The 26,160-nt window shown below is 61.7% G+C and carries 21 protein-coding genes and 1 pseudogene; 16 read left to right on the plus strand and 6 right to left on the minus strand.

Translation table 11 applies throughout. The annotated features are described in order from the left end of the window. Positions 1 to 128 precede the first annotated feature (128 nt). Both OA2633_RS08380 and OA2633_RS08385 read right to left on the minus strand, forming a co-directional pair. Positions 129 to 977: a PHB depolymerase family esterase gene (locus tag OA2633_RS08380; RefSeq protein ID WP_009802095.1), complete on the minus strand. Its 849-nt coding sequence runs from the start codon at positions 975 to 977 to the stop codon at positions 129 to 131. Positions 978 to 1,025: 48 nt separating this feature from the next. Continuing rightward, the gene (locus OA2633_RS08385; protein ID WP_009802096.1) at positions 1,026 to 3,998 is read right to left on the minus strand and encodes a TonB-dependent receptor domain-containing protein; all 2,973 of its coding nucleotides are present in this window, start codon (positions 3,996 to 3,998) and stop codon (positions 1,026 to 1,028) included. 307 nt (positions 3,999 to 4,305) lie between these two features. Between OA2633_RS08385 and OA2633_RS08390 the strand changes: the two genes are divergently transcribed. From OA2633_RS08390 to OA2633_RS08410, 5 genes are all read left to right on the plus strand, one after another. Further along, on the plus strand, positions 4,306 to 5,610 hold the full coding sequence (locus OA2633_RS08390) for a TetR/AcrR family transcriptional regulator (RefSeq protein ID WP_009802098.1): 1,305 nt from the start codon (positions 4,306 to 4,308) through the stop codon (positions 5,608 to 5,610). Next, the gene (locus tag OA2633_RS08395; RefSeq protein WP_009802099.1) at positions 5,607 to 7,118 is read left to right on the plus strand and encodes a lyase family protein; all 1,512 of its coding nucleotides are present in this window, start codon (positions 5,607 to 5,609) and stop codon (positions 7,116 to 7,118) included. The genes OA2633_RS08390 and OA2633_RS08395 overlap by 4 nt, the downstream gene beginning before the upstream one ends. Next, entirely contained in the window at positions 7,115 to 7,987 is an 873-nt protein-coding gene (locus OA2633_RS08400; protein ID WP_009802100.1) for a M14 family zinc carboxypeptidase, read from the plus strand. Before OA2633_RS08395 ends, OA2633_RS08400 begins: the two co-directional genes overlap by 4 nt. Before the next feature lie 156 nt (positions 7,988 to 8,143). After that, positions 8,144 to 9,298, plus strand: a complete 1,155-nt coding sequence (locus tag OA2633_RS08405; protein WP_040612557.1) for a site-specific integrase — start codon at positions 8,144 to 8,146, stop codon at positions 9,296 to 9,298. A gap of 46 nt (positions 9,299 to 9,344) precedes the next feature. Continuing rightward, positions 9,345 to 11,369, plus strand: a complete 2,025-nt coding sequence (locus OA2633_RS08410; protein ID WP_156776196.1) for a hypothetical protein — start codon at positions 9,345 to 9,347, stop codon at positions 11,367 to 11,369. Positions 11,370 to 11,446: 77 nt separating this feature from the next. Here OA2633_RS08410 and OA2633_RS08415 read toward each other — a convergent pair whose 3' ends face one another. Continuing rightward, the gene (locus tag OA2633_RS08415) at positions 11,447 to 11,650 is read right to left on the minus strand and encodes a helix-turn-helix domain-containing protein (RefSeq protein WP_009802103.1); all 204 of its coding nucleotides are present in this window, start codon (positions 11,648 to 11,650) and stop codon (positions 11,447 to 11,449) included. Further along, on the minus strand, positions 11,647 to 11,853 hold the full coding sequence (locus tag OA2633_RS08420; RefSeq protein WP_009802104.1) for an AlpA family transcriptional regulator: 207 nt from the start codon (positions 11,851 to 11,853) through the stop codon (positions 11,647 to 11,649). The genes OA2633_RS08415 and OA2633_RS08420 overlap by 4 nt, the downstream gene beginning before the upstream one ends. Positions 11,854 to 12,262: 409 nt before the next feature. Here OA2633_RS08420 and OA2633_RS08425 point away from each other — a divergent pair, with 409 nt between their 5' ends. From OA2633_RS08425 to OA2633_RS08465, 10 genes and pseudogenes are all read left to right on the plus strand, one after another. Then, the gene (locus tag OA2633_RS08425) at positions 12,263 to 13,051 is read left to right on the plus strand and encodes a type IV toxin-antitoxin system AbiEi family antitoxin (RefSeq protein ID WP_009802105.1); all 789 of its coding nucleotides are present in this window, start codon (positions 12,263 to 12,265) and stop codon (positions 13,049 to 13,051) included. 3 nt (positions 13,052 to 13,054) lie between these two features. Beyond that, positions 13,055 to 13,978 carry a nucleotidyl transferase AbiEii/AbiGii toxin family protein gene (locus OA2633_RS08430; protein WP_009802106.1) on the plus strand — a complete coding sequence of 308 codons (924 nt, stop codon included), beginning with the start codon at positions 13,055 to 13,057 and terminating at the stop codon, positions 13,976 to 13,978. A 292-nt stretch (positions 13,979 to 14,270) separates the two neighbouring features. Continuing rightward, positions 14,271 to 14,420, plus strand: a pseudogene (locus tag OA2633_RS16690) (phage integrase N-terminal SAM-like domain-containing protein); the annotation flags it as partial. A 93-nt stretch (positions 14,421 to 14,513) separates the two neighbouring features. Next, positions 14,514 to 16,043: an IS91 family transposase gene (locus tag OA2633_RS16500; protein ID WP_256377101.1), complete on the plus strand. Its 1,530-nt coding sequence runs from the start codon at positions 14,514 to 14,516 to the stop codon at positions 16,041 to 16,043. A gap of 688 nt (positions 16,044 to 16,731) precedes the next feature. Beyond that, a complete protein-coding gene (locus OA2633_RS08440; protein ID WP_009802108.1) occupies positions 16,732 to 16,962 on the plus strand; it encodes a hypothetical protein in 231 nt (76 codons plus the stop codon). Between the two features lie 25 nt (positions 16,963 to 16,987). Further along, the gene (locus tag OA2633_RS08445; RefSeq protein ID WP_256377102.1) at positions 16,988 to 17,326 is read left to right on the plus strand and encodes an aspartyl/asparaginyl beta-hydroxylase domain-containing protein; all 339 of its coding nucleotides are present in this window, start codon (positions 16,988 to 16,990) and stop codon (positions 17,324 to 17,326) included. Between the two features lie 98 nt (positions 17,327 to 17,424). Then, the gene (locus OA2633_RS08450; RefSeq protein ID WP_206740498.1) at positions 17,425 to 18,570 is read left to right on the plus strand and encodes a DUF1611 domain-containing protein; all 1,146 of its coding nucleotides are present in this window, start codon (positions 17,425 to 17,427) and stop codon (positions 18,568 to 18,570) included. After that, positions 18,563 to 20,227 (plus strand): ABC transporter ATP-binding protein, encoded by a 1,665-nt coding sequence (locus OA2633_RS08455; protein WP_040612561.1) that lies wholly within the window; start codon positions 18,563 to 18,565, stop codon positions 20,225 to 20,227. The genes OA2633_RS08450 and OA2633_RS08455 overlap by 8 nt, the downstream gene beginning before the upstream one ends. After that, a complete protein-coding gene (locus OA2633_RS15355) occupies positions 20,220 to 21,035 on the plus strand; it encodes a PHB depolymerase family esterase (RefSeq protein WP_162010989.1) in 816 nt (271 codons plus the stop codon). Before OA2633_RS08455 ends, OA2633_RS15355 begins: the two co-directional genes overlap by 8 nt. Further along, complete coding sequence (locus tag OA2633_RS08465; RefSeq protein WP_009802113.1) at positions 21,028 to 22,197, plus strand: OprO/OprP family phosphate-selective porin; 1,170 nt, start codon at positions 21,028 to 21,030, stop codon at positions 22,195 to 22,197. The genes OA2633_RS15355 and OA2633_RS08465 overlap by 8 nt, the downstream gene beginning before the upstream one ends. 339 nt (positions 22,198 to 22,536) lie before the next feature. On the opposite strand, the gene OA2633_RS08470 is transcribed toward OA2633_RS08465, so the two are convergent. Together OA2633_RS08470 and OA2633_RS08475 are read right to left on the minus strand one after the other, a co-directional pair. Beyond that, entirely contained in the window at positions 22,537 to 22,764 is a 228-nt protein-coding gene (locus OA2633_RS08470; protein WP_009802114.1) for a conjugal transfer protein TraD, read from the minus strand. Between the two features lie 22 nt (positions 22,765 to 22,786). After that, entirely contained in the window at positions 22,787 to 23,092 is a 306-nt protein-coding gene (locus OA2633_RS08475; protein ID WP_009802115.1) for a conjugal transfer protein TraD, read from the minus strand. Between the two features lie 173 nt (positions 23,093 to 23,265). Here OA2633_RS08475 and traA point away from each other — a divergent pair, with 173 nt between their 5' ends. Then, the gene (traA, locus tag OA2633_RS08480) at positions 23,266 to 26,151 is read left to right on the plus strand and encodes a Ti-type conjugative transfer relaxase TraA (RefSeq protein WP_009802116.1); all 2,886 of its coding nucleotides are present in this window, start codon (positions 23,266 to 23,268) and stop codon (positions 26,149 to 26,151) included. The last annotated feature ends 9 nt before the right edge of the window (positions 26,152 to 26,160 follow it).

Raw genomic sequence — 26,160 nt, forward strand, 5'->3', positions numbered from 1 at the left:
CTTGTGTATGTCAGGTGGACAGTCCGGCCGCAGGAGACCTTGCGATGAAGGCCAGGCCTGCGGCGGCGGGAGGAGCGATCCGCGCGCCCCGGGTTCAGCGGCGGCGTGTGCAGCTCCGGACGGCGGCGTCAGTCATCGCGAGCGGTCTGTGCAATCAGGCTCGCCGCGGTCCGGGCCATGCCGGCATTGTCATGGGCGACGCCCGGAACCGTGACGACCCGCCAGCCCAGGGACACGCCTCGCTCCTGCGCTTGCCGGCCCGCATGATCAAAGAAGTAGTGACCGCGGGCAAGGCGGTGCGGCCCCTGGGCCAGCGCTTCAGGCGTGCGACGCAGATTCGGATCCCCCGGATCGATGTCGGCCTCTCCCAGGAGAAGCGTCATCGGGCGCTCCAGCCAGGCCCCGATCCGGCCCTCATCAATGTCGATCCCGGAGAGGCCGTAGGGCCAGGTCTCGTTCCGGTCCGGCAAGGTGTACCAGCCGGCATTGGCGGAATACGCCGTCAAAAGATGCGGCAGGTCTTCAAACAGAAGGGCCCGGTGGACAAATTGCGCGCCGGCGGAATGCCCGAACAGGACATAGCCGCTCGCGGCTCCGCGTTGCGTGATGGCGGTGAAAAGCGGCTCGATCGCGGCATAGGAGGACGGCCCGTCCCGCCCCACGCCGCCCAGATTGTAGGATGCGGCGCCCGGGAAGGCGTCCTGGGTGAACTCCGGCGCATAGACGCGCAGGCCGTAGTGCTCCGCCAGCGCGATCCAGTTGTCGCGATAATCGTCGGCATTGCGATTGACGCCATGCATGACGATGACCACAGGGGCGTCCGGCAAGCGGCCTTCGGGCGGCTCCACATAGAAGACGCGCAGGGCCGGGCCGTCCCAGTCGGACAGGATGAACTGGCCGGTGCGCCAGTCCTCGGCCCAGGCCGCACTGATCTGTGTCGCCGCAAGGACGAGAAGGGAGAGAAGAAAGCGCATCATGACAGCGTCCGGGCGCCCTCGCGAGGAGAGCGCCCGGCCTTGCCGGTTCTAGAAGCGTTTACGGACGTCGAAATAGACCTGACGTCCGCGAATGCTGTGATACGCGGCGTCATAGCCATTGGTCTCGTCGGCCAGCGGCGGATCTTCATCGAAGATGTTGTTCGCGCCGACACGGACCCGCATGCCGTCCAGGATGCCATTGGCGTCAATGTCGTACTGGACATAGGCGTTGGTCTGGGTCCAGGCGTCCACGATGAACGGATCGCCGTTCGGATCGAGGCCCGCGCCGGTGTCGATGAACTCGCTGGTGTAGTCAGCCCGGATACCCGCGCCCCAGCCGCTATCATGACGCCAGGTCAGGGACGCAGCGACCCGCCACTCCGGCTGACCATCCTGGAGGATGATGTCGCCTTCCTGGGAGACCGTGATCTCATCCGAGATCAGACCGCTATCCACCGCGTCCGCGATCTGCTGGGCGCCAGGAGACAGGGCGATGAAATACGTGTCGAGATAGGACGCGTTGACCTTGAAGTCGAAGTCGCCGATCGGGGTGTCATCGAGTGAGTAATAGACTCCGTAATCGATACCCTCGACATCGATATCCTCATTGTTGTCATAGGTATCACGGATAAACAGGATATCGCCCGCCGGGGTCAGGCCCGCCGCGTTGAAATAGTCGATCTGGTCCTGGTTGGGATCAGCCCGCACCACGTTCGGGTTCGAGGAGCCCTGCAGACGCAGCAGGTAGTCGAGGCTGATATGGTTCTCCGCGCCGAACACGCCGACCACGTCGGTGCGTTCGATCTCCCAGCGGTCCACGGTGACCGTCAGACCGTTCAGGAAGCGCAGCGCGCCGTCCAGACCCCGCGGCTCGAACACGAAGCCATAGGTGATGTTGGTGTCATCTTCCGGACCGATGTCATCAGCGACCGAACGCCGCTCGGTGCGGCCTTCGGAGAAGCCGGTGCAATCAGCAAAGCTCGCGAACGTGCCGTTGCGTACGCCCGCCTCACAGGCATAGCTGTCTTCGCGCCCATTGGAGCGGTCCACGCCTTCATTGACGACGATCAGGTTCGGCGCCCGGAAGCCCTCCGAATACGCGCCGCGCAGCTTGAGGCCGTCAAAGGGGACCCAGGCCGCGGCCACACGCGGCTTCACGCCGCTGCCGCCGAAGTCGGAATAATCCTCGTAGCGCGCAGCCAGCTGCACGTCGAACGTCTCGACGAGCGGGATATTCATCTCGGGGCTGACGATCGGCACGGACGCCTCGGCGAAGATGCCGAAGACTTCGCGGGACCCGCTGGAATCCGGCGTCGGGCTGGTGCCGTAGACATCGGTCTCGCTGACCTCGCCCGTCACCATGTCGGTGAAGGTGATGGTGCCGTCCAGACGGGAATCGCGATCCTCGTCATAGGCCTCATAGCGGGCCTCAACGCCGGCCGCGATGCCGATCGGTCCGCCCGGCAGGGTGAACACATCGCCATTGCTGACCTTGAAATCGATCAATGCCAGCTCGGAAGTGCTCTTGCGCACCACATCGATCAGGAAGGGTTCGATCAGGTTGCGCGGATTGGGCGTGGCGTCGCCGACCGAGGGGTTGGCCGGATTACCGCCATTGAACAGATTGTAGACGTCCGGGCCTTCGCGGAAGAGCTCCTGCTGCAACAGGGTGCGGGAGACCGAGTTGTTCGCCGTATCCTCGGCATAGCCGCGGTTGTACAGCGCCGCGCTATCCCAGTCCCAGCCTGAATCGCCGAACTCGCCGCGGGCACCGCCCAGAATGCGGTACTGTGTGTTGACGACCTCGATGTCGCGGAAGCCCACATCCACGAAGCGGTAGCGACCCGCATCGGTGAACACCGGCAGCCCTTCGGCCGGCACATTGGTCAGCCCCGGCAGGCGATTGGGGTTGATGGAGCCGTCCGAGAAGGTCACAGGCCCGAACGGGTTGTAGTAATAGCTCGCCGGCACGGAGATGCCGGTGGCCGTGATGCCGTTGCGCGGCTCGTTCGTGGAGCGCGTCTCGGCGTAATAGACGCCCAGCTCGCCATACAGATGCACGCCATTGTCGAGGTCGTGATTGAAGAAGCCGAAGGCGTTGAACCGGTCGCGATCTGAAATGATCGACCGCTCATACGCGCCGTCATAGCGCAGGTCGCGGTCCTGGCTGCCGTCGTCAATGCACAGGCCCGGCGTGGACAGGCTGTCGGCCCGGCATCCGGGGAAGCTGTCAGGCTGGAAGTGGAAAACGCCCGAAGTCGTGGTCAGGATATTGCCGTTCTGGCGCACCCGGGTCGAGGATGTGGTGTTCAGCGTCCACTGGCCCCAGGGGGTCTGGGTGGCGCGATTGTCGAAGGACACGTCGCCTTCAAAGCTGGTGCCCACGAGGAAGCGGCGCAGATCCTCGCTCGACGCGCGATCCACCTCATTGGCGAACAGGCCGTCACGGCGTGAATATTCCACGGCCAGCGAGGCGTTGGTGCGACCGTCATTGAAGTCCTGACCCGCCTTGATGGTCAGGGTCTGCTCATTCAGGCCATTGCCCGTGGCGTAGAGATGTCGCGCACGAACATCAAAGCCCACGAAGTCATCGTCCAGGATGGTGTTGAACACGCCTGCGACGGCGTCGGTGCCATAGATGGCGGAGGCGCCGTCATTGAGCACCTCGACGCGGGCGATGCCGGCGACGGGAAGGGAGTTCACATTTGTGGTGGTCACCGGGGTCGACAGCTCGGCCTGGGTCGAGGGGTGGTTGACCACGCGGCGGCCGTTGAGCAGCACCAGGGTGCCGCTCGATCCGATAGAGCGCAGGTTGATCGAAGCGACGTCACCGCGCGCATTGTTGTTGGTGGTGTTGTTGTCGGTGCGGAACTGCACGCCGCCCTGGGCCGGCAGCGAGCGGATCAGGTCTTCCCCGTCCACGCCGCCGATCGTGGCGAGATCATCCTGCGTGACAATGGTGACCGGCAGCGCCTGATTGATGCGGGCGCCCTGGATATTGGTGCCGGTGACGATGATCACGTCTTCCGAAGCCGGCGGCGCGGCTTCTGGGGTTTACTGCGTCGTTTCAACCGCTTGCGCGAATGCGGCCTCACCCAGCGCCAGTGCGCCAAGGGCGATTCCGGAACGCAGAATCATCTTGAGTGTCATTTGTCCCTCCCATGCGTGTTGTTTTCATGACGAGAGCAACGCTTCTGGACACTGTCAACGAAAATTATACACTCGGTTCAAATTCCGTACGGACTGCCGACTGTAAATTGTCAGCCGTGGCGCCGAAGCTACTATCATCACCCGCAACACACGGGCGGAGACGAAGGGGACCCCGACGATGACCGTACTCAGACCGGACTTCCCCGATCACGGCTCGCCCTTTTCCCGCCGCCAGGAGCGCGATCTGAAGACCGCCGCCATCCGGTCCGCCGCCTCGCGCCGCTTCAACGCCCAGGGGGTTCTGGGCGCGCGACTGGAAGACATCGCCGCCGATCTCGGCCTCACCAAGACCAGCATCGCGTATTATTACGCGTCCAAGGAGGAGCTGGCGGAAGCGGCGTTCCTGTCTTCCGTGGAGTTCCTGATCGAGGCGGTGAGCCGCGCCGAGGCGGCCAATGACGCGCCGGGCCTCAAGGTGCTGGCGCTGTTTCAGGCCTATGGCGAACAGCTGAGCGAGGCGATTGAAGGCCAGCGTCCCTTCCCGGCCCGCCTGCAGGAACTCGACACCCTGTCTGAAGAGGTCCAGACCCGCATCACCGGACAGCTCTCCGAAGCCGTCAACCGCGTCAACGCGATGACCTGCGACTGGCTTGAAGAAGCGGGACTCAGCGCGCGGCGGGCCGAACCTGTCACCTATTGCCTGTTCGGCTTGCTGGACTGGCTCACTGTCCGCGCCGGCGAGGAGACCGCTGCACAATTCTCCGATTCCGCCAACGTCCTGCGCGACATTCTCCGACAAGGCCTGACCGAGGCGGGGCCCGTCTCCAACGAGATCGCCCCGCAATTTGTCTCCAATGACGAGCTGCCGCAGATCTTTGATCGCGAAGCGCGCAATCGCATGAAGCGGGACGCCTTTCTCAAGGCCGGAATCCGGTTCTTCAACCTGTATGGTTTTGAAGGCGTCTCCCTGGCCGAGGTGGCGGGATCCCTGGGCGTGACGCGGGGCGCATTCTACTATCACATCCCGGACAAGGAGAGCTTCCTGGACCAATGCCTGGAGCACTCACTGCAGATGGTGGAAACCACGCTCGACGCCGCTGCGGACAGTCTGGACGGGCTGGCCTTCCTGCGTCGCGCCGCCTTTGACCTCATCTACATGCAGGCCAGCGGAATCTCGCCGATCATCCGGCTGGAACTGATGGCGGCCCTGCCGGCCGCCCGCCGCAACCGGCATCAGGCGCGCCTGCGCAATATCACCCGTCGCCTGGGCGACAGCCATGACGCGGCGGTCAGCGCCGGCGAAGCCCGGCCCCATGAGGCCTCGATCGTGGAATCCATCCTGACCGGGGTGACGTTCATCAATAGCGGCTACACCCTCGCCGCCAGCAGCACGATGAATGACTGGCGCATGTCCCAGAATCCCCAGTCCGCGACCAATGATTTCCTGTACGTCCTGTTGTACGGGCTGGCGGCGCGCCCATGAGCACAAGACTGACGCTTCTGCTGTGCATCCTCGTCGCCGCCTGCTCGGCGCAGGAGCCCGATGCGGCACCGACCGGGTCCGAGAGCGAGACCGGAGCCGCCTCGTCAACCTCCGGCCCCTCCGAGGCCGAACGCACGCGCTTTGATCCGCAAAGCCCAACCCTCTCCGCCAATCGTGAGATCGAGGCGGTCTTCTCGACCCAGGCTCTCAACGCCCAGGTCCTGCGCCTTGAGGCGGCCCTGGCCCGCGCACAGGCGCAGGAAGGCGTCATTCCGCAATCCGCTGCGGACGCGATCACGGCCGCCGCCATTCCGGACAACATTCCCCAGGACGCGCTCGACGCCGAATACGATGTGGTGCGCCACCGCATGGTCGCTCTGCTCAACGTTCTGCGCCGCTCACTCGATGAAGACAGCGCCAATTACCTGCACTATGGCGCGACGACCGTGGACCTGTATGACAGCGCCGCCATGTTGCAGATGCGCGAGGCGGTCCTGGCGCTGATCGCGGATTTGCGGGTGATCGAGCTGCAGCTTATCGAGCTGGCCGAGCGCTACAAGTCCACGCCGATGATCGGCCGCACGCTGGGCCAGCACGCCCTGCCCCTGACCTACGGCAAGTCTGTCAGCGGCTATATCGGCGAGAACCGCCGCCATATCGACCGGCTGGCGGACCTCCTGGACCGGATCGACCGGTCCATCATCATGAAGGGTGCAGTGGGCAGCTATCTGGGGCTGGGTCCCGAAGGCCAGCGCGTCGAGGCGCGGATGGCGCAGGAGCTGGGCCTGCCCGCCCCCTATCCCGATGACTGGCACGCCAGCCGGGACGTGTTCGCCGAGTTCGCGCTGGTCCAGTCCATGATGGCGCACACCTGGGCCCGGTTCGGGCAGGAGGTCTTCCTGCTCCAGATGACCGATATCGGCGCGGTGGTCGAGGAACGCCCCGGCGGCGCCGTCGGCTCCAGCACCATGCCGCACAAGGTCAATCCGTCGCTCTCTGAAGCGCTGATCCAGCATGGCCGGGTCATCCCGCGCCTTGCCGAGATCGTGCAGGACGACATGATCAACTTCTTCGAGCGCGACAACACATCCCGCCCCAACAGGGCCGTTGGGGATGTCGCCATCGCGACCGAAGACATGCTGGGCGATGCGAGCCGTCTGATCTCGCGCCTGCGGGTCAACGAGGCGCGCATGGCCGAGACGCTGGAGCTGAGCGAAGGCTGGATCCTGACCCAGCGCATCGTCTTCGCCATTCAGGATGATCTGGGCCGGGAGGGCGCCGAGCACCGCCTGCGCGATCTCGCAGCCGACGCCAGTGAAACCGGCGTGAGTTTGCGCGAAGCCCTTGAGAGCGATCCTGACCTCCTCGCCCTTTTCGCGCCCGGGGAGCTGGACGCGCTTCTCAACCCGCGCACCTATCTCGGTCTCGACGCCGCGCTTGTCGACGCCGTCATCGCCCAGGCCCGCGCCGCCAGAGAGACCGACCCGGTCCGAACGGAGACCCCATGACCTCATCCGCTCTCGTGCGCTTTGTTGCGCTTGGCGTCGCGCTGATCCTGCCGGCTTGCGCCACGCAGACGCCCTTGGCGCCCCAGCCTGTCTCCACGTGTGAAACGGGCGCGACACGCCTGACCCAGGACTTCTCCACCGCGCCCGATTACGCCTGTGAACGCGCGGGCGAAGCGGCCTTTGCACTGACGGTGACGCCCGAAGATCCCGACATCAATCCCAGCCCCTGGTATGCGTTCGACCTGCATGCGGAAGCCATGAGCGCGGCGCAAGTCGCGCTGGAATACCCCGAGTACCGCCATCGCTATCATCCGCGCATCGAGCTGGAAGGCGGTCACTGGGCCGCCCTGCCGGAAGACGCCGTATCCGTGTCCGAAGACGGCCGGCGTGCGGTGCTGGCGCTCGAGATCGCTCCCGGCGCCACCCGGATCGCCGCCCAGGAAGTCATCACGCTGGAAGAGCGCGCCCTCTGGCGCGCCGATTTCGGCGACCGCACCGGCATGACGCGCAACGTCATCGGCGAGAGCCGCGAAGGTCGCGTCATCGAAGCCCTGACCCGGCCCGCAGCCGTGTCTGGTGCGCCGCTCATCATCATTCTTGGCGGTCAGCATCCGCCGGAAGTGCCGGGCGTTCTGGGTCTTCGTGCGTTTCTGGACGCCCTGTTCGGAGAGCAGACCGACCTCTCCGTCCTTGACCGATATCAATGGCTGATCATTCCCGATCTCAATCCAGACGGGGTCGAGCATGGTCATTGGCGGCACAATACCGGCGGACTGGATCTGAACCGCGACTGGGGCCCCTTCACCCAGCCCGAAACCCGCGCCGCCTTCGCCGCCATCGAGGCGCAGATCGCGCAGGGACAATGCTAAAACTTCTGTCGCAGGCAGTGTCGGGACGTCCCTAACTACTCTGTAAAATCAGGGATTTGTCTTCTACCGTGTTCACGGTTGATCGCCCCCGTTTGCCTGCATTTCGATCACCATGTGGGGTCGAAAGTTGGAACAATTTTATGGTGTGTATAACCTATGGCACTGACAGCATTGAAGGTGAAGAACGCCAAGCCCGGTCGCTACGTTGATGGCCGTGGCTTGTGTCTGTTCGTAAAGGAAAGTGGCTCGCGCAGCTGGGTCTTGCGGATGCAGCATAACGGCAGGCGGCGCGACTACGGATTGGGATCAGCACTCGATGTGACGCTGACCGAGGCGCGGGACGCAGCGGCAGCCTTGCGCCGCCAGGTTCGCGCAGGGATCGATCCAGTGGCGGAGCGGCGAAAGTCGCGCAAGGTGGTGCCGAGCTTCGAAACCGCAGCGCGCGAATGCTACGAGGCGTTGAAGGACGGGTGGAAGAACCAGAACTATCGCAACTGGATTTCCAGCATGGAAAACCACGTCTTCCCGCTGATCGGCAGGAAGCCCGTCGATCAGGTGGACAGCACCCATGTGGTTGAGGTGCTCACGCCCATCTGGCTCGAAATCCCCGACACCGCCCGCAAGATTTTGCAGCGAATCGGTGCCGTGCTCGACTTCGCGCATATCAAGGGATGGCGGGAAGAAGAGGCCGCGCTGCGCTCTGTCCGCAAGGGCTTGCCGCGCCAGACCGACAAGGTCGAGCACTTCAAGGCCATGCCCTATGCAGAGATTCCGGCGTTCATGAAGGAGCTGGCGACCGCATCACCCACCACGGGCCGCGATGCCCTGCGTTTCACCATCTACAACGCCGTGCGGTCGAGCGAGACGCGCAAGGCCGTCTGGACCGAGATCGACTTGGACAAGGCGGTCTGGACCATCCCTGGCGAGCGGATGAAGGCAAAGGAAACGCATGTGGTGCCGCTCTCCAAGGCAGCGGTTTCCATCCTGCGGCGGCGCTGGAAACTGCGCACGAGCGACGATGGCCTCGTCTTCTCGAACAATGGCGAGAATCCCATAAGCGACATGACAATGACCAAGCTATTGCGCGACGCAGGGATCAAGGGCGCAACCGTCCACGGATTCCGCTCCGCTTTCACCGATTGGGCAGCGGAAAAGACCGACTTTCCGAAGGAAGTGGCGGACAAGGCTTTGGCGCACAAGCTGAGCAACCAGGTTGAAGCCGCCTATCGCCGCACTGACTTTTTCGACAAACGGCGCGAGTTGATGGCGGTTTGGGCGGCGTTCTTGGACGAAGCACCCAACAGAAATTAGCCAATCACGCCTTCCAAAAGAAAAGTCAGCTGAATTGGATGGGCTGTTGGTTCAGCCCGTTGCCAGTGGCAATTCCGAAATTCAGAATGCATACACCGCTTGTATGCACCTAGACGCACAACCGAATTTCAACGACAGGGCCAGCAAATTGAAGTCTTTCCCATTCCTGCTGGCCGCGTTTTCGCTGACTATCTGCAGTCCAGCATCAGCCCAGACTGAGCAGCTGGATTTCGGCCCACAGTTTAAAACCATCCTGGCCGTCGCCCGCCTGAATGCGGATTGCTCCAATCAGCAGCCTTGTGTCGTCCCCTCAGGGCCGGCTCAGTTGCTGCAACAAGAAATTGATGGCGCACGTTGGATCGGCAATGGCGGCGACGAATACGTTGATGGCTATCAAGACGGCTTGGCCCGCTATTTGATCGAGCAGAAGGTGCGTCCTCAGATAGATCCTAACTTCTCGACAGCGGATCGAGGTCGCGCAGAACTGGCACTGAATATTCTCGGTCGCTACTGGGATTGCCTTGATCGCCACATTAGGATGGCAGACGAGAGTGAACTTGCGACCGATGCTGCGCTAGATGGCTTGGCAGAGGGCGCTTCCGAGAGTTGCTCCGAGTATCGCATACAAGCGATGACGCGCATTGCGCCAGACGCTCCAGATTTTGCTGGTTTTGATCCGCTCCGCGATGGCGGTTTGCCTGATGCAGGAATTGCTGAGGTCTTGCACGCGATCCAGCGCTTTGCCGTTGCGTACAACGCAGGCTTGCGAGGCTACCGACACGGCCACGCGATTGAGCTGATCCTCCTGCCCGCACCAATCGTGGCGCAATCATCGCCAACAGCATCCCCGCTTGTAACTCCTGCAACACCACAGGCGGTTGAAGCCTTCACGCTGTCGAATGATGATTGTGTCAGCGTCCACGCCGATGGTGACCCCTGGAGGGAATGTGGGTTCCAGTCTTTCGCTGTCAGTCCCGATGGCACCAGAGTTTTGACCGTCAGCGCGCGTGGGACAACCCAGCTATGGAATGAGCGCGGAGAGGAAATCCGCAAGGTTGTGTGGAGCGACCAGCCAGGTGGAGCAAGCGGTTATCCAGATGGCCGCACGCTCATCTTCGGGCAGTACGCAATTGCAGTCGTCCATCAAAACCAAATTGTCGTTCTGGATTTGGCCAGTGGCGAAATACTCGCTCAGAATGCAACCGACGCAATGTTAATCGACGAACTGAGGCCGGGCACTGCAAATAGCGCATTTGTCGGTTTCAGGCTGTGGGACTGGCATGGTCGCCGTGCTGCTGAGCTTTCTTTGCCGGACGGCCAACTGCGTGAGGCCGAAAATCTCGACGACCTCAGGCGGTCTGGACCAGGATATTGGGTTAGCGGCAGACAAGCCCCCTTTACCCTACATCGTCCTGACAGAACGCCGACCGAGCTTTCGCTCGAGAGATCGTGCATGCCAATCAACGAGCGCTATTGCAGTTGGCGCGATATTCCAGGTCAGTCGGTGCATGTTTTGAGCATCGAAACCGGAGAATGGAGTAGTTTCGATCTCGGCAGAGTTTTCTCAGGCCAGGAAAGCATTGAGGTCGTTCCTGCCGGGGATACCCACTTCGCAGTCATCTGCGGTCGCACAATCTCCTACTTTCCCGATATCAAACCTTGCAGCGTCAGGAACCTCCGGGAGGGAGGAGAGCTACACCAGTTTCAAGCAACACGATATCGAACTGCTGGTTTTGTCTCCCCGAGCGGTCTGGCAGAGATTCGTTTGACGATTCAGACTGGCGATGAGTGGCGCACAATCACTGTCCCCGGGATGGGGACGCCTACACACTCGCTGAGGATGAGGGCGCGTGGCTTGGATCTTCGGATGGAAACCTGCTTGTCTCTCGTGGCGACGATCAAAGCGCATTGGTCACACCGCGCAATGGGGAACTTGTGCAATTTCCATTTTCGGCGCGGAGTTGCGGCATTGGTTGGCCGAATTGGTCTACACAATGCAGGCTTGCCGCGAATGGCAGGCGCTGGCTTGTTGCACGAAGGCAGCCTTCGGAATCTCAAGATAACCACTTAGCACTTACCATGTATGAGGTTCCGTCCCGTTTGGAAGAATCCGCAACGGCGCTGGGCCAGCTTCCTGAATGACCGGCATCAAGCGCGTTGGTCGCGCGCGCGCCGCCGCCTCACTAGGTCATGCAAGCTGCTAGTGGTAACGCGCGTTGCTTTTCCGATCTTTACCGTTTCGAGCTCTCCTGTTGAAATCAGCTCGTACAGCTTCGTGCGCCCGATGCCGATCATGCGGGCAGCCTCATTGATCCTGACGCAGATCGGCTCGACGGTTTGCTCACCGCTCATTCTGCCGGTTCCTCTTCTCGATAGTGAGCGGGATCGGCGATCCAGCGATTGATGGCTGACTCGTGCCAGCCCGCGCCGTGGATGCTGATCTTCACTTGCGACGGGAACGTGCCCTCGGCGATTTTGCGATAAATGGTGGAGCGGGAAAGTCCGGTGCGGTCGAGCACGGTCTTGAGGCGGATGATGCGTTCGGTATTCGACATAGGGCATTCTCTCTTTGGTATCGGCAGCCCCTCGCCGGAACATAATGAGAACTTTTCTTGGAGGTGCAAGGGTGAGGTTCAGTTGGAATTCGGGCAATTCTTCAACGATTTGCACGATTTGAACCGACTATGGACGGTCCGAGACCTTTACGGACAAACCGCTCCGTTGCCCTTGGTTTTGAGATTTTTTTCGTTCGACGCGAATTTACGGCTGGCACGCGCGAATTTGCGACGGCAGCGACGGATTTCCGCGCCAGCGTTGCCGGATTTCGCGCACGAATCATGTCTTCTTTCGCGCAGTCGGCTTGGTTAGGCGGTTTGATTCTTTGCCAGAACGCTAAGTTAAGCTTAGTCTTTTGAGGTTATTTCAAACTGGACACGAGTTTACACAAATGGCAAAACACTAAGCATGGCTACGCGTTTGGACAGCAAGCTAAACCAACTCCAGCAGGAGCTCCCGGAAGGACTTCTGGTCGATGCCGCCTGGCTGGAGGCCAATGGCTATTCGTCCGCGCTGCGTAGCCAGTATGTAAGTTCCGGCTGGCTGGATAGCCCAGCGCGACGGGTCTATCGCCGTTCACGCGGGCCTATGACCTGGCAGCAGGTCGTAATCTCGCTCCAGACCATGCTTGACCTTCCACTGACCGTTGGCGGTCGCACCGCGCTCGAACAGCAAGGCTATGCCCACTACCTTTCGGCAAACGTCCGGACAGTTCACCTTTACGGACCGACACGACCGCCAACCTGGCTGGATGATTTGCCGCTCGACGTGACATTCGCATGGCACAACAGCTTGCGCCTGTTTCCGACAGATGCCGACACGCCGCCATTGCCAAGCCCCACCATATATAGTGCTGCTGGCGCGCAATTGCCTGTTCGCTATTCGAGCAAGGAACGCGCCGTTCTCGAATTGCTCGATGAACTGCCCAAGCATGAGAGCTTTCATCAGGTCGATGCCTTGATGGAAGGCTTGAGCGATCTCAGCCCTCGTCGCCTGCAAACTCTTCTCGAAGCCTGCTCCAGCGTGAAGGTAAAACGGCTATTCCTGTTCTTTGCCGACCGGCACCGCCATGCTTGGCGACCGAAACTCGACCTGGCCAGGATCGATTTGGGTTCAGGCAAACGAGTTCTGGTGAAGGGGGGCAGGCTCGATCCGCAATACGACATCACGGTGCCCGCCGATCTTGGAGGGCAATAGGAAATGGCCTTCCAGGACGCTTATCGGCAGCAGGTTGCCCTCCTGATCCGCACCATCCCGTTCGTGGCGCAAGAGCAGTGTTTCGCGCTCAAGGGCGGCACAGCGATCAACCTCTTCGTGCGCGACTTGCCGCGCCTCTCGGTGGACATCGACTTGACCTACTTGCCGGTCGAGGATCGCGCTTCATCACTCGCAGCTATCGACGCGGCGATGGTGCGGATCAAGGAGCGGATCGAAGGCGGGATACCGGGCGCGGCAGTCGCCCCATCGCGTTCAGCAGGCGACAACATCATCACCAAGCTCATCGTCCGTTCCGAAGGCGTTCAGATCAAGATCGAGGTCACGCCTGTCTTGCGTGGCACCGTCTACGATCCCGTGGTCATGAGCGTCGTGCCCTCAGTCGAAGATACGTTCGGCTTCGCCGAAATACAGGTTGTTTCCTTCGCCGACCTCTATGCGGGAAAGATCGTGGCGGCACTGGACCGCCAGCACCCGCGTGACCTGTTCGACGTGCGTGACCTGCTGGCGAATGAAGGTATAAGCGACGAACTGCGGCGCGCATTCCTCGTCTACATTATCAGCCACAATCGCCCGATGGCCGAAGTGCTCGCTCCGACCCGCAAGCCGCTGGACGAGGAGTTAGAGCGCGGATTTGTCGGTATGACGCAAGAGAATGTCGAGCTTGCCGATCTGGAGGCTACGCGCGAGGCACTCGTCGCCACAATGGTTCGCGAGATGCCAGACGTGCACCGCCAGTTCCTGATCGGCTTCAAGCGCGGTGAGCCGGACTGGGAACTTCTCGGCATACCAGAAGCCAGGCACTTGCCAGCGGTGTTGTGGAAGCAGCGGAATCTGGGAAAGATGCTACCTGAGAAACGGCAGAAGCTCATTGCGGCATTGGAGAAAGTGCTAATGGTGGCCCGATGAAGCCTGATGCGATTTCCTTGACGATTTCCCAATTTGCACGCGGCGAGAGATTTGTCTTCTGCCGAACCTGACCGCCCGAAATGGCTGAAACTGGGCCAATGCACGAACCCGCTTCGCGGGAGTGGTTCTGGCGGCAAGGATGACGCCAGGCAGCGGGCGTAGCGCATAGATCGAGCAAGGCCGAACATTCCGGCTCCTTCAACTGAGGAGTCGAACGATGAACGATCTTGTACCGGTTATTTCAGCCACTCCGGTCAGCCCGCTGCGTCAGCGGCTGATCGACGATATGAACATGCGGCACTTCAGCCGCGAGACGCAGCGTAACTATATCCGCGATGTCGGGCGGTTCGCCGCCTTCCTTGGGCGTCCTCCCGATACGGCGACATCAGAGGATCTGCGCCGGTTCCAGGTCGAGCAGCGTGAAGCAGGCATGCCCATACCAACCATGAACAGCGTGGTCTCGGCGCTGCGGTTCTTCTTCACTCATACACTTGACCGTCCCGATCTTGCCCGACGGCTCGTGCGCATGAAGCAGATGCGCAAGCTGCCGGTGGTGCTGAGCCGGGATGAAGTCGCCCGGTTGCTGGGTGCAACCACCTGCCTCAAGCATCAGGCTGCATTGTCGGTTGCCTATGGCGCGGGTTTGCGCGTCGGTGAAGTGGCGATGCTCAAGGTCCGCGACGTGGACAGCGAACGCATGCTGCTGCGTGTCGAACGTGGCAAGGGTGGCCAGTACCGCAACGCCATGCTGCCTGCCGACCTGCTCACACTGTTGCGGCAATGGTGGAAGCTGGGCCGCGAACAGGGCGTGATGCACCATGATGGCTGGCTGTTCCCCGGCCTGCATGCGATGAAGCCGATCAGCACAAGGCAACTGCACCGCATCGTCGTCGAGGCGGCGCAAGCTGCAGGGATCACCAAGCGCGTCAGCCCGCACACGCTGCGTCACAGCTTCGCCACCCACCTGCTTGAGGATGGCACCGACATCCGCATCATCCAGGCATTGCTCGGCCATGTCGAAGCCTGCACCGACTGCGGCCACTGGCGGATCGCCTACAACTCGTGCCGCAACCGCCACTGTCCCAAGTGCCAGGGTGCGGCGGCACGCACATGGCTGGAGGCGCGGGAAGCCGACCTGCTGCCGGTGGGTTACTTCCATGTCGTGTTCACGCTTCCGGCCGAGGTTGCCGCCATTGCCTTTACCAACAAGGCGCTGGTGTATGATCTTCTGTTCAAGGCAGCAGCCGAGACGATGATGGCCATCGCTGCTGATCCCAGGCATCTGGGTGCCCGCATCGGCATCACCGCCGTGCTCCACACCTGGGGCTCGGCCATGACACATCACCCGCATGTACACATGATCGTGCCCGGCGGCGGCATCACGCCTGATGGTCAGCGCTGGATATCGTCACGCCCTGCATTCCTGTTGCCCGTCCGGGTGCTCGGCGCATTGTTCCGCCGTGTGTTCCTGACCCGCTTGATGGCACTGCACGATGCCGGAAAGCTAACCTTCTTCGGCAAGCTGGCCGGGCTGACTGATCGACGTACCTTCCTCAAGCACCTCTCACCGGTGCGCAAGAAGCGCTGGGTGGTTTATGCCAAGCCGCCCTTTGCCGGACCTGAGGCGGTGCTTGCCTGCCTCTCGCGCTACACGCACCGGGTTGCCATCTCGAACAGCCGCCTGATCCGGTTCAACGGTCAGAATGTCACCTTCCGCTACAAGGATTATCGCCGCTCCGGTGCCGACCGCCAGCAGGTGATGACGCTTCCTGCCGACGAGTTCATCCGCCGCTTCCTGCTCCATGTCCTGCCAACCGGCTTCCACCGCATCCGCCATTACGGCCTGCTCGCCGGGGCCACGCACAAGGCCAACATCGCGCTCGCCCGCAAGCTGCTCGCGGTTGCATCACCGCCGGACGATGATGAACTGGAGGAACCGGCCCAGTACCATCCGCCATGCCCTCACTGTGGTGGGGACATGGTCGTCATCGAGACCTTCACGCGACGGCAACAACCCCGTGCGCCGCCGACAGCCACACCGCCCATCCGGGAACTCGCGCCATGACCCGGCATGGCTCGATTTCACCGCACCGGGCCCCTGACAGGCTTCCGGTAATGTCGGCGCTCGCCCTGACGTCGTCGTCGAACGGTCTTGTACGCGCATCACACCATGATCGGCACCGCCGCCCGCAAAAAATGCTTCAGAACACGCTCGTCCCCGATCACTTCAGCGCACATCTCTGCCGCAGTGCTGGTCAGTCCAGGTCTAACCGAAATCCGAAATCCCCATAGCTCACCGCGTGCGGCCCGCGGGTTCGGGCCTCGCAGACTTCCGTACGCCTCCGGCGCCCGGAACCCTTCACGGAAGAGGAACTTCTGGTTTGAGTAGCGAACATGCAGAAAGCGGCCTTTCGGCGACCATCTCGAAAATTGTCGCTTAATACGCACAACTTACACTGCAACTGAGGTGCATTTGCATTGTCAGCCTTATGTCAGGTCCACTAGTCATAAATACCATTCATTTCGCCGAAAACTGACCATTAGGACCCTGTGGTCGGTTAGGGACCATTCGGATCAGGACTAGAGTCAAAGCTCGTTCCATCGTTACGAGATGTGGGATGAACGGCTTGGCAGGCATTGGAACAGAATTCTTCACCGTTGGAATAAGTTGCGCCGTGCCACGTTATTGAGAGTGTCCGGGGCAATCGCCCCGAAGTTCAGATGATATCCGCGCAGGAAGACGGGAGAAGGTCGTGAACCAGATTGTTGCTGCTGCAACTGCTGAAGAAGCCAGCGAACTCAAGCTGTTCAAACTACTCAAGGCCGATGTCGACCCTGATCCTTTTCTCGCGGAAATAGCCGCGATTGACGGCGTTTGGGATCTCAACACTGGACGGCAGGACAAGATCAAGGTTCAGCAGGAAGCGCGCGGTCTCACTGCGCGGAGTTCGCAAGTCTGCAATTCAGGGGCGCAAACGACGTGACGTTCACGAAACGCGCTACACGACGATTTCCCATCGCTTTCCCTACACGATGTCCTTCCTGAGCGCCTTTGCCGAGGAGCAGGGAGGGGAGCTGAGCCGGGCGAAGCTGGTCAGCCTCCCGCCCGGGCACAGAGTCTATCCGCATATCGACCGGGGTGAGTATTACGCGCTCCGCAACCGCTATCACCTCGTGCTGCAGGCCGGAGCGGGATCGTGGCTGAAAACCGCCGACGAAACGGTGCACATGCAGGAGGGAGAGCTTTGGTGGTTCGACAACAAATCCATCCACGAGGCATTCAACGGCACCGACACTGATCGCATCCATTTCATTTTCGACCTCAAGCCGGGTGCCACGAACGATTAACCCAATTTAAAGCACCGAATTATACCATTGGACGGAATAGACGCCACAGCGAACCGTTCTCCAGGCAGACGAAATAGATAAAGGCAGATATAATGCTCATGGAAAACATGAAGGGCATCGATGCGCAGAGCGGTGATGAGTTAGAGTGCGAAAACGCTTTTGAGTACGGAAGGGCCACGCAGCTGCGCAGTCGGCTTGCAGGTGCGCGCCATGCCTTCACGACCCGTAATGTAAATATGGATTGCGCTGCTCAGCTGGATCGCAAGGCCTCGCCGGAAGTCGGTGACCTTGTCCTCGCTCGGGTTGTCGCCATCGGCCACCATACCAAGCTGGAAAGCCCCGAGGGTCGCCGCCAGCAAATGTATGTCGGTGACGAGATCGTGGTCGCCTATGGCCATCGCTATGCCCCTGACCAGTTCGAGGCAGAAGTTCCCGCGACACAGGAAGAATGCCATCTCGTGGCAGGCGGAGGGGTCGCGTCGTCCATGCTCGCCAAGCATGCCCGTACCCGCAATCCCACGCGCATCCAGCCAATCGGTCTGCTGGCCGACTGGAAGGGCAATGTGCTCAACCTTCGCAGGTTCACGAAGGATGTCGAAAGCGTTTCCGCCCGCTCCAATGCTTGCAAGGTCGTAGTGATTGTCGGCACCTCGATGAACGCTGGCAAGACGACGACCGCAGCCAAGCTGATTCACGGCCTGAAACGCGCGGGGCTTCGGGTAGGCGCGGCCAAGGTCACCGGGACAGGATCTGGCGGCGACATCTGGTCGATGATTGATGCCGGTGCGCGGACCGCGCTCGACTTCACCGATTTAGGCCATGCGACCACGGCAGGCGTTCCTTTGCCCCAGTTGGTCGAGGACAGCCTCAAGTTGGTCTCCACCGTCAGCCGGGAGAACGACGTCGCCGTGATCGAAGTGGCAGACGGTCTGCTCCAGGAAGAAACCGCAGGCCTGCTCAAGTCGCGCGCCTTCGCTTCGGTTGTCGACCATGTCGTGTTGGCCGCCGGTGACGCGATGGGGGCCGCCTATGGCCATTCTTGGTTGCGCCAGAACTGCCTGCCGGTTTCGCTGATCGCAGGCCGTGTCAGTTCCTCCCCGCTGAGCATCCGCGAGACCGAAGCGGCGACGGGGCTGAAGGTGGCGACACTGGCCGAGCTCTCCGACAGCGAGCTTGCACCGAGCTTCTGCTTCGCCACCGCCCTGCGGGGATGTGGCCTGAACTCACTAGCCAGCTATGCCTGATTTTTTCTCTCCACGGCGCGCACGTTTGTTCGCGCTGCTGATGCTGGTCTCACTGATCCAGTTGGCGATCGCGGTAGCAGTTGCAGGCCTGGTGGGCGAACTATTCCGCCAGCTACTGGAAGACGCCTCAGTCGGGCAGGCTCATCTGCCGCTGCTGGGTGGCGCCATTCTTGCCACCGTGCTTGCCGAGTTCGCCCGGCGTCGGCTGACCGAGGCACTCGGGCTCGACTATGCCCTCTCCGTCCGGATGGTATTACTCGAGCGGCTGCTGAGGCGCACGGTTCGTGGCCCCAAGCCACGCAGCCGTGGAAGCCAACTGCTACCCTTCGTCGGTGACCTGACAGCTCTGCGAATGTGGTGGGCTGACGGCATCGCCCGGGGCAGCTCTGCAGCACTGATCGCCACTGGCATTTTGGGCTGGCTGTTTTTCAAAAATATCACGTTGGGCTGGTGGGTGCTGGCGTGGAGCGGTGCCACTCTGGCGCTGATGGTAGCGATTGCCCGACCTTATCACCGCGCCACCAGCCGCCAGCGCCGCCTGCGCGGTTCGATGACAGCACTGATTTCCGATCGCGTTGCGGCGGCGCACAGCGTGATGGGCATGGGCGGGATGCGGCGCGAGCTCAATCGAACCGAGAAGCGCATCGGGCGGATGAATGCCGCTTCGATGAAGCGGGCGACCTGGTCGGGCAGCATGCGCGGCCTGGCGGCGGCCTTTCCTTTGGCCGGGTTCTTCATCCTGCTGCAACTGGCTGCCAGCGGATCGCGGGCGGGTGCGATTGCCCCCTACGAAATAGCAGGGCTGCTGACATTGATGGGTATTCTGGCCGGGTCCGTGGCAGATATCGGACGAGCCATCGAATTGGCGATCCCGGCCCGTATTTCGGGCCGACGCCTGCACGGTCGCCTGAGCGAGATCGAGCCGGTCATGCCAGATAATGCAACCGGCAAGGCGGCGACCAAGGCAATCCTTCAACTCGATGCCTTTGCCTTGTCGCCCAAGGCCTCCGGCTTTAGTGCGAAGGCGCGAAAGGGCGATATCATAGCGCTCGAAGGCGGGCCGGATGACGATCCGGGGCGGATGATCGAGGCGATCGCCGGGCTGCAGCCACCCGCTCAGGGGGAGCTGACCGTTTCCGGCCGCCAGGCCATCGGCCTTGGCCAGCGGCAGCGGCGCCAATGGCTTGGCATCGCGGCAGCATGGACCCCGATTTTGCAGGGCAAACTGCCGGAGAACCTGTTTTACCGCATGCGCCGCGGGGCCGGGCTGGACGAGATCGAACCGCTTATGCGCAAGCTGGGCCTTGCCCACCTGTGTGGCCAGGATGGCCAGCCAATAGCGCTGTCGCTGCGTGAGGAAGGCAGCAAGCTGTCCCCGCAGGACCTGGCGGCAGTCCGCCTTGTTCGGGCGTTGATTGGCTCTCCGCGCCTGCTCTTGCTCGACCGGGCGACGCATGATCTGACGGAAGCGCAATTGCGCGGCCTTGCCGAGATCATCGCTGGTTGGCGCGGTGTTGTGGTGATGGTGGCAGATAGTCCCGAGATTCGCGCGCTGTGCAACCGCTGCTGGAGGATTGCCGACACCGGGATTGTTGAAGTGGAGAGCTCAGCCAGCGTGACGCCGCTCCATGCCTCAATGGACGCAGGTCGTGACTGATCCAGCCCTTGGTCAATCCGGCTATTTCGCCTTCGGGTCAGCCGTGCCCCGGCGCTATTACTATCACGTCCCGGCAGTTGTCAGAGCGGACAGTCCGGTGATCGTGTCGGTTCACGGCATTTCACTTAACGCTGCCGAACACATGGTGCGCATGCGCCAGGAAGCCGATCGTATCGGCGCCGTCATAATCGCGCCGTGGTTTGATCGCACGCATTACCGCGGTTATCAAAAACTGCTGTGCCGCGACGGTGAAACCCGCGCTGATCTCGCCCTGATTGACATGCTTGAGGATGCGAGCGAGCGCTTTGGCGTTGATACCTCACGTGTATACCTCTCGGGGTTTTCCGGTGGCGGACAGTTCACTCACCGCTTTTCAATGTTCCATGCCAACCGGGTGATCGCTTGCGTCACCTGCGCTGCCGGCTGGTATACTTTCCCTGACGCCACGTCTCCCTATCCGCTCGGAACAGCGCCCGAATCCGGCCCTGCTGGAATGTCGCCCCATCCGCAGGCGCGCAAGGTCCCGATGCATGTTTTCGTCGGTAGCCGCGATGACCGGGTCGAACCTTATCTGAACATGGATGACGACGTCATTGCCGTCCAGGGCGTGGGACGGCTGATGCGTGCCAAGCGTTGGGTCAAGGCCATGCGCCAGGATCGCAAACAGCACGGCGGCGCAGATGTAACCCTCACCCGACTTAAACAACTGGGGCACGATTTCACCAAGGCCATGGAACGCAATCGGCTCGATGCGCGTGTCGTCGAGAGTTTCGGCCTGAGTAGTTCAAAGGAGACAATAGATGCGTAAATTCAACATGGGGGCCGCCATGGGAGCGGTGGTAGCTGTCGCTTCCTTTGCGACGCCTGCATATGCCGAGGACGAAGTTACCGTCGGCGACCGTGGCCTCGAAATCGAAATCGGGGACGAGGCGCTGGATATCAGGCTGGGCGGCAAGATCCAGTTCGATGGCTACACCTATGACGATGGGATCATCGATACGACTTCCGCCGACTTCCGCCGTGCGCGCCCGGACCTGCGTATCCGCGTCGCCAATGTCCTTTCAATGCGTGCCGAGTGGGAATTTGCCGGCAGCAAGGGCTGGCGCAACCTCTATGCCCAGCTCGAGCCGATTGAGGACCTGACTATTCGCGGCGGCAATTTCACCGTTCCCTTCGGCATGGAAGACGTGCAGGCATCGGCACGCATCCCCTTTGCCGAACGCTCGCTGGTGTCAGCGATCACTCCGGGCTTCGGCCTTGGGGGGCAGGTCGGTTATTCGGGCCGCCGCTTCACCGTGAAGGCCGGCTATTTCGACGATGCGCTGGATACCGAACGCGGCCGCTCGCCCGAACGCGGGGAAGGCTTCAGCGCACGCGCGACTTTCCTCCCCATCGACCACCGGCGCACCAAGTTGCATATCGGCCTGGGATTCGAAACCCGCGATTTCGATGCCACTGAAACGCTGCGTTATTCCGCGACGGCAGGCACCGCTATCGAGCCCGATTTTCTCACCACCACGCGCCTCCGGGACATTAATTCCCTGCAGTCGATAAACGGCGAACTGGCCTTCATCAGTCATAACCTCGCCTTTCAGGGACAGTATGTGCACCAGGAAATCAATCGCGACCTCCTGCCCGACGTGTCGGTTTCGGGCGGTTATGCGCAGGGCAGTTGGATGATCACCGGCGAGCGCTATCGCTATTCGCGCGGTGGCGGCACGGTCAGCGGGCCGCGTCTGCGCAACATGGATGGCATCGCGCTGGAACTGGCTGGCCGGTTCAGTTGGCTGGATGCGGGCGATGTTGCACTTGGTGGCCAGACCGCCGAGGCGATCGACATCTCTGGTGTGGTTCACCTCACTCCGTACGCCCGCGTGATGCTGACCGGCACCAAGGCCTGGTGGAATGACGAACTGAATGTGGACCGCGATCTCACATCCGGTCTTGTCCGGCTGCAACTCAACTTCTGATCGCGTCCAGTGGGCCCGCTCGCGCAACTGCAGCGCGGGCGGAGCCGTCGCAAACTCGATCACACGATGCGCTAGTCGGCATCCAAATCTTCGATGCAGTTCTGCTCTCAGAGCGCTACCAAAGCCAGCCAACCAATAAGATTCCAAAGCAGGAGAATACCCAGTCCATTAGTGATCGATATAATATGTTCTCATGATGCTCCTTTGTGAGAAGCAGCCCCAGCGAATGTCCGTTTTTGGACCGAGAGAATCAGAAGCTCATGTCTTGGATTAGGGCGCTTAGCTGCCATTAGCCAGCAGACGAAAAGCCATAAGAATTCTCCATGACACTCGTCTATCTCAACCCTGCTGCTCCGCCTCGAACGCCCGCTTTCCCTTGCGCCTGAACAGGACCAGCGCCTGTGCACCATCCGGCCCGCGCAGCTTGGCGGCTACGGTGAGAAACGCACCATAAAGTGCAGCCCGATCATCGTCGGTTAGTTCGACCAGATTGGCCTTGGCCACAAGGCCGCCCAGCTCGATCAGTTGCCGGGTCCGTTCGCGGCGTTTGACCTGCCATTCGCGCATGTCAGTTCGTGCCTTTGCCGCCTCAAGCCGATGCCGCGCCGCCGTCGAGCGGGAGAGTGCCTTCCTGCTGCTGGCGAGGTCCGCTCGAAGTGTCGTGTGACTTGCCCTGAAAGAAGGCCGCGCCGCGCTTGTGCCAGCCCTCCCCGATTGCCTTGTCGGTATTGGCAGCCGCATCGAGCAGCGCACCTGCAAGGGTCTCGGCATCGAGCACATCGGCTCCGGTTGCCGTGACCAGCACGCCGAGGTCGCGCACGCGGCGCTCCTTCAACTGTTTGGCCTTATCGGCCAGTGCTTTCAGTTCCGAATCAAAATCGCGGGGTTTGCGCATCTGTTGTCTCCATCGTTGGTGTGATGAAGCCATGATAATCGGTGAGCTTTCTCAATGCAGTAGGGTCGCCGGGACAGTGTGATACCGCCTAGTCCCGATCAGGATTTTATCATGAGAGGGCGCGCTTATACGTCGTGCCGACGTGGCGTTTGCGGTGTAACTGGATTGCCGCCATGGCAATCTTTCATTTCAGCGCAAAAGTCATCGGAAGGTCGAGCGGACGCAGTGCCGTTGCGGCTGCGGCCTATCGTGCTGGCGAACAGCTCCACGATCAGCGAATTGATCGAACCCATGATTTCACCAACAAGGCAGGCGTTCTCCACTCCGAAGTGATGCTGCCCAAAGGCGCGCCTGAAGCCTTCGCCGATCGGGCCACGCTTTGGAATGCAGTCGAGGCTGCCGAGAAACGCAAGGATGCTCAGCTTGCCCGCGAGGTTGAGTTCGCCCTGCCCCGCGAGCTGTCGAAGAAGGACAACATCAAGCTGACCCGCGAGTTCGTGAAGGCCGAGTTTGTCGAGAAGGGCATGATCGCCGATCTCAATGTCCATTGGGATATTGGCGAAGACGGCAAGGCCAAGCCGCACGCCCACGCCATGCTAACCATGCGCGAAGTGACCAAGGACGGCTTTGGCGCAAAGGTCCGCGACTGGAACAGGACCGCGCTCATTGAACAATGGCGCGAGCGCTGGGCCGATCACGTCAACCGCGCGCTGGCGGAGCGCGACATCGATGCGCGGATCGACCACCGCAGCCTGGAAGCGCAGGGCATTGCGCTCGAACCGCAGGACAAGATCGGCCCCGCCGCCTCGCGCATTGGTGGACGCGGGTTGGAAGCCGAACGGATCGAAGAGCACCGCGCCATCGCCCAGCGCAATGGCGAGCGGATCATCGCCAATCCCGCGCTGGCATTGGATGCGATCACGCACCAGCAGGCGACCTTCACCCGGCGAGACCTTGCTGCCTTTGTTCACCGGCATAGCGACGGGAAGGAGCAGTTCGACGCGGCCTACAACGCCGTGCGCAGTTCCGCCGATATGATCGCCCTGGGCACGGACGGACGCGGGCAGGATCGCTTCACTTCGCGGGCGATGATCGAGGCCGAACAGCGCCTGCATCGCGCCGCCGACACGATGGCAGAGCGCAAGGGTCACGCCGTCAATGATGTGCAGCGAAACGCCGCTTTCGCCAATGCTGCGAAGCGCGGCTTAGTACTCTCCGGCGAGCAGAAGTCCGCCTTCGAGCATGTGACCAACAGCAAGGGCCTTACTATTGTCGTTGGCTATGCCGGGACCGGCAAAAGCGCGATGCTTGGCGTTGCGCGCGAGGCTTGGGAAGGCGCTGGCAACACTGTGCGTGGCGCAGCGCTTTCCGGTATTGCCGCCGAAGGGATGGAGAACGGCTCTGGCATCGCATCGCGCACCATCGCCAGCCTAGAGCATCAATGGGGCAAAGGACGCGAACAGCTCACGTCCCGCGATGTGCTTGTTATCGACGAGGCGGGCATGGTCGGCACGCGCCAGATGGAGCGCGTACTGTCCCATGCCGCGAAGGCCGGGGCGAATGTTGTTCTGGTGGGCGACCAGCAGCAGTTGCAGGCCATCGAGGCAGGCGCAGCCTTCCGGGCAATCCACGAGCGCCACGGCGGCGTCGAGATCAGCGAAGTCCGCCGCCAGCTTTCCGCATGGCAGCAAGACGCGACCAGGCACCTCGCCACGGGCCGCACCGGCGAGGCTATCAGCACCTATGAAGAGCGCGGGATGGTCCATGCCGCCGATACGCGCGAGACTGCGCGCGCTGACCTGATCCTGCGTTGGAATCAGGAACGACAGGACAGCCCCGGCGACAGCCGGATCATCCTTACGCACACCAATGACGAGGTCCGCGAGCTGAACCGGATGGCGCGCGAAAAGATGCGCAAGGCTGGCGCACTGGGTGCCGATGCCACCATCAAAGCAGCACGCGGCGAACGCCAGTTCGCGTCGGGCGACCGCATCATCTTCCTGCGCAACGAGCGCGGGCTTGGGGTCAAGAACGGAACTCTCGGAACGGTCGCAATGGCCAATGACCAAAGCATGGCCGTGCGCACCGACGATGGCCGCGAGGTTGCGTTCGACACCAAGGATTATGCGCACATCGATCATGGCTACGCGGCCACGATCCACAAGGCGCAGGGCATGACAGTGGACCGGGCCCATGTGCTCGCCACACCGGGCTTGGACAGCCATTCTGCCTATGTTGCCATGTCGCGCCACCGCGAGGGGCTGGCGCTTCATTATGGGCGCAATGATTTTGCCGACCAGTCCAAGCTTGTCCGATTGCTAAGCCGCGAGCGCGGGAAGGATTTGGCGGGCGACTACAAGCCCGAGCAGGCTTTCGCCGAACTGCGCGGAATCAGCTTCCGCGAGCGGATCATCGAGGTGGTTCGACAGGTGCCCGAACGCGCCAAATCGATCTTCGGAAACTTCCGTCCGCAGGCACGGCAGCTTGAGCCAATCCCGGCATTGGCGAACATGCAAGACGACCAGCGTCGCGCGGTCGAACGCTACGCCCGTGCGCTTGGCGATATCGCTACGATGCAAACGAAGGGTTTGCCCGTCCTCCCGCATCAAAAGGCCGCTCTGGAGAAGGCTGGAAAGGCGCTTGATGCGATCCGGCCCCATGCCGCCACCGATCTCGCCAAGGCACTGGATCGGCGTCCCGAGCTGATTGCAGAGGCCGCTGGCGGGCGCAGCCAGGAAGCCATGCGCGCCATGCAGCATGAGGCTGCCGTGCGCACCGATCCGGCGCTTCGAACCGAACGCTTTGTCAGCGATTGGCAGGGACTCAGCACGGCCCGCAAGCAGCTTGAGCAGCAGGGCGACCGTGCGGGCGCTGCCCGCGTATCGGCAAAGCAGAACGAGCTGGCGAAGTCGCTTGAACGCGATCCGCAGGTCGAAGGTCTTCTGCGCGGGAAGAGCCGCGAACTTGGCATCGATCCGAAACCCGAACGCAGCATCGCAAACGAACTCAGCACAACCCTCACCCGCGAGCGCACCCGCTCTTTCGACATGGGCATTTAGGAGAACCGA

It is taken from the genome of Oceanicaulis sp. HTCC2633 (assembly GCF_000152745.1).
Taxonomy (GTDB): Bacteria; Pseudomonadota; Alphaproteobacteria; order Caulobacterales; family Maricaulaceae; genus Oceanicaulis.